This is a genomic window from Streptomyces sp. NPDC104106 (assembly GCF_055584345.1).
The window spans coordinates 124,244-131,363 of record NZ_JBVJMF010000025.1; the positions used below are offsets into that span (position 1 = coordinate 124,244).

General features: G+C 74.8%; 1 protein-coding gene. It reads left to right on the forward strand.

Annotation, left to right across the window (positions count from 1 at the left end):
- Positions 1-161 precede the first annotated feature (161 nt).
- Positions 162-7,120 (forward strand): beta-ketoacyl synthase N-terminal-like domain-containing protein (locus tag ACZ60X_RS38675; protein ID WP_469609222.1); only part of this gene is annotated, 6,959 nt, incomplete at its 3' end.

Consider the following 7,120-nt stretch of genomic DNA (forward strand, 5'->3'; position numbering starts at 1 on the left):
GCCTTACCGCCGCGCGCGCCGCGGCGCCAGGGATGTCCGCCCCGTCCGTGTGGACGACGGCCGGCTGTCCACCGTCGTACAGCCGCCCGCGCCGCGCCCGGAGACCGCCCTCGACCCGCGCTCCCGGTAACCGCTGCCGCCCTGTGGAAGGAGTCAGAGGCGTGCGTTCCGACCTGGTCACATCGCTCGCGGTCACGCTGCACGAGCACGCTCGCCACATCCCGGAGAAGGTGGCCTTCGCCGACGACCGGCGCGCGGTCACCTACGCGGAACTGGAGGCGCGCACCCGGCGGCTCGCCGGACACCTCGTGCGCCTCGGTCTGCGCCGCGGCGACCGGGTGGCGCTCTGCCTGGGCAACTCCGTCGCGATGGTGGAGGGGTATCTCGCGGTCGTACGCGCCGGCGGCATCGGTGTGCCGGTGAACCCGCGGTCCGCGCCCGCCGAGCTGGAGTATCTCCTCGCCGACAGCGGCGCCCGGTTCGTCCTTGCCGCGGCGAGCAGTGCAGGGACGTTTCTGCAACGGGTGTCCGCCGCCGCCCCGGACCTGACCGTCCTGGTGGCCGGCGGCACCGACATGCCACCCGGCGCCCACCCCTACGACCAGCTCGCGGTCACCGAGCCCGGCACCCCCGCCCCCGACGACCTCGGCCTGGACGAGGTGGCCTGGATGTTCTACACGTCCGGCACCACCGGGCGCCCCAAGGGCGTGCTGTCCACCCAGCGCAACTGCCTCTGGTCGGTCGCCGCCAGCTACGTACCCATCCCGGACCTGCGCCAGGACGACCGGGTGCTGTGGCCGCTGCCGCTCTTCCACAGTCTGTCCCACATCGCCTGCGTCCTGTCCGTGACCTGCGTCGGGGCCACCGCCCGCATCACCGACGGCAGTTCCGCCGCCGACGTCCTCGACCTGCTCCGCACACAGCGGGCCACCTTCCTCGCGGGCGTCCCCACCACCTACCACCACCTCGTCACCACCGCCCGTCGCACCGGCCTGTCCCTGCCCCACCTGCGCATCGGACTCGTCGGCGGCGCCGTCACCGGCTCCGAGCTGCGCCGCTCCTTCGAGGAGACCTTCGGCGTCCCGCTGGTCGACGCCTACGGCAGCACCGAGACCTGCGGCGCCATCACCATGAACCCGCCGGACGGCGCCCGCGTCGAGGGTTCCTGCGGGCTGCCCGTACCGGGTGTCGACGTCCGTGTCGTCGACCCCGGTACCGGAGCCGACGTGCCCACCGGGCACGAGGGCGAGGTCTGGGTCAGCGGCCCCAACGTCATGGCCGGCTACCACAACAGCCCCGAGGCGACCCGGGCCGCGCTGCGCGACGGCTGGTTCCGCACCGGCGACCTGGCCCGCCGGGACGAGGCCGGCTACTTCACCGTCTGCGGCCGGCTGAAGGACCTGATCATCCGCGGCGGCGAGAACATCCACCCCGACGAGGTCGAAGCGGTCCTGCGCACCGCGCCCGGGGTCGCCGACGCCGGCGTCGCCGGAGCCGCCCACGCCACCCTGGGCGAGGTGCCCGTCGCCTGGCTGGTCCCGGGACCGGACGGCCTCGACATCGCCGCCGTGCTCGACCACTGCCGCGCCCGGCTGTCCGCCTACAAGATCCCCGAGCGGATCCACGAGGTCGCCCGCATCCCGCGCACCGCCTCCGGGAAGATCGTCCGCCGACTCCTCGCGGCCCAGCCGTACTGGCCGCGCCACGCGGCCGACGGCCTCCACGACGCACTGCTGACCCCCGCGTGGCTTCCCGCCCCGGCCGGCACCGGCGACGGCACCCGTCCGGCCGCCTGCGCCGTGGTCGGCGAGAACGCCGCCGGGCTCGTCGCCGCACTGCGCGTGGCAGGGGTGCCCGCCGAATCCCGTCCCGCCCTCGCGTCCCCGCCCGGCGCCGCCCCCGGCCCGACCGTCCTGCTGCCACCGGCCTCCACCGCCGACCCCCTCACCGAGGCCCGCCTCCTCGCCGCACACGTGACCAGCGGGGCGGCGCCCGGACCACTGCTGGTCCTCACCCGGGACGCCACACCCGCCGGCGACACCGCGCCCGACCCCGTGGGCGCCGCGCTCTGGGCCGCCGTACGGTCGCTCCAGGCGGACGGGCACACGACGGTCACCGTCATGGACCTCGACACCGAGATCCCGGACGCCGAGACCCTGCTCGCCGCTCTCACCTCCGGTGAGCCGCAACTCGCCGTACGACGCGGTGCCCTGCTGGTTCCCCGACTGCTGCGCACCGCCCTGGACGGCCGGCCGCGCCCCGCCGCCCCCGCGCGTCCCGGAACCGTCGTCGTCACCGGCACGGACACCCCCTCCGGCGCCGCCCTCGCGCACCACCTCGCCACCGACCACCAGGCCCACCGCCTGCTGCTCGTCCACGCGCCCGGCACGACCGACCGCACCGACCCGGACGCCTGGCCCGCCGGCATCCGCCCTCGCAGCGTCGCCGCCGACGCGTCCGGCGTGCGCGCGGCTCTTGCCGAAGCCCACCCGGTGAGTCTCGTGGTGCACACCGGCGACGACCCCGCCCTGGCCCGCACGCTGGACGAACTCCTCGGCGACACCGTCGAGTTCGTCACCGTCACCGACGGCTCCGCCACCCTGGGCGCGCCGGGCGACCCGGACCGGGCGGTGCGCGCCGCCCTCACCGACACCGTCACGCACGCCCGCAGGCCGCGGGGCCGCGCCGCCGGCCTCGTCTGGGCCGGCGAGGAGGACCCGAGCCGACTCGCGGACCTGCGGGCCGCGTTCGACGTCCTCCTCGCCGGCGACGCCCCGGCCCTCTTCGCCCCGCGCCCGGCCCCGCCCGACCCCTCCCGGCCGCTCCCCGCCCTCCTCCTCGCCCTGACCGAACCACCGGCCCCGCAGGCCCGCCCCGACACCGCGGTCACCGCCGCCCTGCGCACACGGCTGGCCGGCCTCGACGGGCGAGCCCAACTGGCCCTCCTCGAACGCCTGGTTCGCGTGCAGGCCGCCACCGTCCTGCACGGCCCCGACGCAGCCCCCCTGCCGGCCGACCGCGCGTTCCGCGACCTCGGCATGACCTCGGTCGCCGTCGTCGCCCTGCGCGACCGGCTGACCGAGCACACCGGGCTGCGCCTGCCCACCACCGTGACCTTCGACCACCCGACCCCGCAGGAGCTGGCCGCCCACCTGCGCACCGCGATCCTCGGCCCCGACGACACCCTCGCCGACCCCGAACCGCCCACCGGGCAAGCGGCGGGCGCCGACCCGCAGGAGCCCATCGCCATCGTCGGCATGGCCTGCCGGCTGCCCGGCGGCGTCAACACCCCCGAAGAGCTGTGGCAGTTGCTGGTCGATGGCCGCGACGCCGTCTCCGGCTTCCCGGCCGACCGGGGCTGGGACCTCGACGGCCTGTTCGACCCGGACCCCGGGAAACCCGGCACCTCGTACGTCGACCGGGGCGGCTTCCTGCACGAGGCAGGCCTGTTCGACGCGGGCTTCTTCGGTATCTCTCCGCGTGAGGCGCTGGCGATGGACCCGCAGCAGCGGCTGCTTCTGGAGACGTCCTGGGAGGCCCTGGAGCGGGCGGGCGTCGACCCGCTGTCCCTGAAGGGCACGGACGCCGGTGTCTTCGCCGGCGTCATGGGCCAGGGCTACGGCTCAGGCGGCCAACTCCCCGCGGAACTCGAAGGGTTCCTGACCACCGGGACCGCCTCCAGCGTGGCCTCGGGCCGCATCTCCTACGTCTTCGGCTTCGAGGGCCCCGCGGTGACCGTCGACACCGCCTGCTCCTCCTCCCTCGTCGCGCTCCACCTGGCCGCCCAGGCCCTGCGCCGCGGTGAGTGCTCCATGGCCCTGGCCGGCGGCGCCACGGTCATGGCGGCCCCGGGCACTTTCGTCGAGTTCTCGCGGCAGCGGGCGCTGGCCGCCGACGGCCGCTGCAAGTCGTACGCCGACGCGGCCGACGGCACCGGCTGGGCCGAGGGCGCGGGCGTCCTCGTTCTCGAGCGGCTGTCGGAGGCACGGCGCCACGGCCACCGGGTGCTGGCGGTCGTCCGGGGCAGCGCGGTCAACCAGGACGGTGCCTCCAACGGCCTGACCGCCCCGAGCGGCCCCTCGCAACAACGCGTGATCCGCAGGGCGTTGGCCGACGCCCGGCTCAGCCCGGCCGACGTCGACGCGGTCGAGGGCCACGGCACCGGAACGACCCTCGGCGACCCGATCGAGGCGCAGGCCCTGCTGGCCACCTACGGCCAGGACCGCGAACGGCCTTTGTGGCTGGGCTCGGTGAAGTCCAACATCGGGCACACCCAGGCCGCCGCGGGCGTCGCCGGGGTGATCAAGATGGTGGAGGCGCTACGGCGCGGACTCCTGCCCCCCACGCTGCACGTCGACGCCCCCTCGGCCCAGGTCGACTGGTCGACGGGCGCGGTGGAACTGGTCACGGAGGCCCGGGAGTGGCCCGAGACCGGCCGCCCGCGCCGGGCCGGCGTGTCGTCGTTCGGCGTGAGCGGCACGAACGCGCACGTGATCCTGGAGCAGGTGCCGGAGGAGCCGGTCGGTGTGCGGGTGTCGTACGAGGGTGTGGTGCCGTTGGTGGTGTCGGCGGCGTCGGGGGGTGCGCTGGCGGGTCAGGCGGAGCGGTTGGCGGGGTTCGTCGGTGGCGCGGAGGTGTCGGTGGTGGAGGTGGCGGGGGCGCTGGTGTGCCGGCGGGCGGTGTTGGGTGAGCGGGCTGTGGTGGTGGCGGGTTCGGGTGGGGAGGCGGTGGCGGGGCTGGGGGCGTTGGCTCGTGGTGAGTCGGCGGCTGGGGTGGTGACCGGCGGTGCTGCTTCTGCCGGGCGGACGGTGCTCGTCTTCCCCGGTCAGGGTTCGCAGTGGCTGGGGATGGGGCGGGAGTTGCTGGAGTCCTCGTCGGTGTTCGCGGAGCGGGTGGGGGAGTGTGCGCGGGCGTTGGAGCCGTGGGTGGACTGGGATCTGGTGGCGGTGCTGCGGGGTGATGTGGATTTGTTGGGGCGGGTGGATGTGGTGCAGCCGGCGGGTTTTGCGGTGATGGTGGCTCTGGCGGCGGTGTGGGCGTCGGTGGGGGTGGTGCCGGATGCGGTGGTGGGGCATTCGCAGGGTGAGATCGCTGCTGCCTGTGTGGCGGGTGCGTTGTCGTTGGAGGATGCGGCGCGGGTCGTGGCGGTGCGTAGTCGGGTGATCGCGGGTGGGTTGGCGGGGCGGGGTGGTATGGCGTCGGTGGCGTTGTCGGAGGCGGAGGCGGCCGGGCGTATCGCGCGGTGGGAGGGGCGGGTTGAGGTCGCGGTGGTCAACAGTGCGTCGTCGGTGGTGGTCGCGGGTGATGTGGAGGCGTTGGACGAGGCGTTGGCCGTGCTGGAGGCGGACGGTGTGCGGGTGCGTCGGGTGGCGGTGGACTACGCCTCGCATACGCGTCATGTCGAGGCTGTGGAAGGAGAGTTGGGCGAGGCGTTCGCCGACATCCGCGGGCAGGCGCCGCTGGTGCCGTTCTTCTCGACGGTGACGGGTGAGTGGGTGCGTGAGGCGGGTGTGCTCGACGGCGGTTACTGGTATCGCAATCTGCGTCAACAGGTCCGCTTCGGGCCCGCCGTTGAGGCCCTCCTCTCCGAGGGCCACACCGTGTTCGTCGAGTCCAGTGCTCACCCTGTCCTGGTGCAGCCGGTCAGCGAGGTCGTGGATGAGGCGGCGGTGTCGGGGGCTGTTGTCGGTGGCTCGCTGCGTCGTGGGGAGGGGGGACTGCGGCGGCTGTTGATGTCGATGGCGGAGGTGTTCGTCAGGGGTGTGGCGGTGGACTGGACGGGTGTGCTGCCCGCCGGTGCTGATGCCGCCCGGGTGGACCTGCCGACGTACGCCTTCGACCACCGGCATTACTGGCTGAAGACGGCCCTCGCCATGGACGCGGCCTCGCTCGGTCAGGCGGGCGCCGACCACCCCCTGCTCGGCGCGGTGGTCGAAGTGCCTGAGACCGGCGGTGTCTTGTGCACCTCGCGGCTGTCCCTGCGCACGCACCCCTGGCTGGCGGACCACATGGTCGGCGGGGTGGTGCTGGTCCCCGGCACCGGGCTGGTGGAGCTGGCCGTGCGGGCCGGTGACGAAGTGGGCTGCGGGGTGCTGGACGAACTGGTCATCGAGGCCCCGCTGCTGCTGCCGGAGCAGGGCGGGGTACGCGTCCAGGTCACCGTAGGCGGTCCGGAGGAGAAGGGCTCGCGGACCGTCGCCGTGTACTCGGCGCCCGAGGGCGCCGCCGGAGACGTCGGCGGCGACGTCTGGACCCGGCACGCCACCGGCACCCTGACCACGCTGCCGTCCCCCGCCCCGGTCCAGCCCGCCGTCGACCTCACCGTATGGCCGCCCACCGGCGCTCGGCAGGTCGACGTCTCCGGCGGTTACGAGCTGCTCGCCGCGGCCGGCTATGGCTACGGGCCGGTCTTCCAGGGCGTACGGGCCCTGTGGCGGCGCGGTGACGATCTCTTCGCCGAGGTCGCGCTGCCCGAGGAACAGCGGGCCGGCGCCGCCCGGTTCGGCATCCACCCGGCGCTGCTCGACGCAGCGCTGCACCCCGCCATGCTGGACGTGGCGCTCGCCGACCCCGAGGGGGAGAACCGTACCGACGACGGGAACGGCGTCCACCTCCCGTTCGGCTGGAACGGACTGCGCCTGCACGCCGCCGGTGCCTCGGCACTGCGCGTGAGCCTGGCCCGTTCCGCGCCCGACGCCCTGTCCCTGGAGGCGGCGGACGAGACCGGCGCGCCGGTGCTCACACTGCGGTCGCTGGTCTCCCGGACCGTGCCCGCCGACCGACTCGGCGCGGTACCCGACGACAGCGGGAACTCCCTGTTCCGCGTCGAGTGGACGGAGCTGCCCCGCGGCACGGAGCCGGGTACGGACCTCCCGCCGGCCTGGGTGCCGATCACCGAGCCCGCGCATGTGGCCGCGCTGACCGACGGCTCGGGAGTGCCTCCGGTGGTCGTGCTGGAGGCCGACCGTACGGACATGGCCGACGACATCGAGGACGACGCGGCGGCGCTGGCCCTGACGGCACGTGTGCTGGCTGTTGTCCAGGCGTGGCTGGCCGAGCCCCGGCTGGAAGCCGCATGCCTGGTGGTGGTCACGCGGGGTGCGGTGCCTGCGGGGGGTGA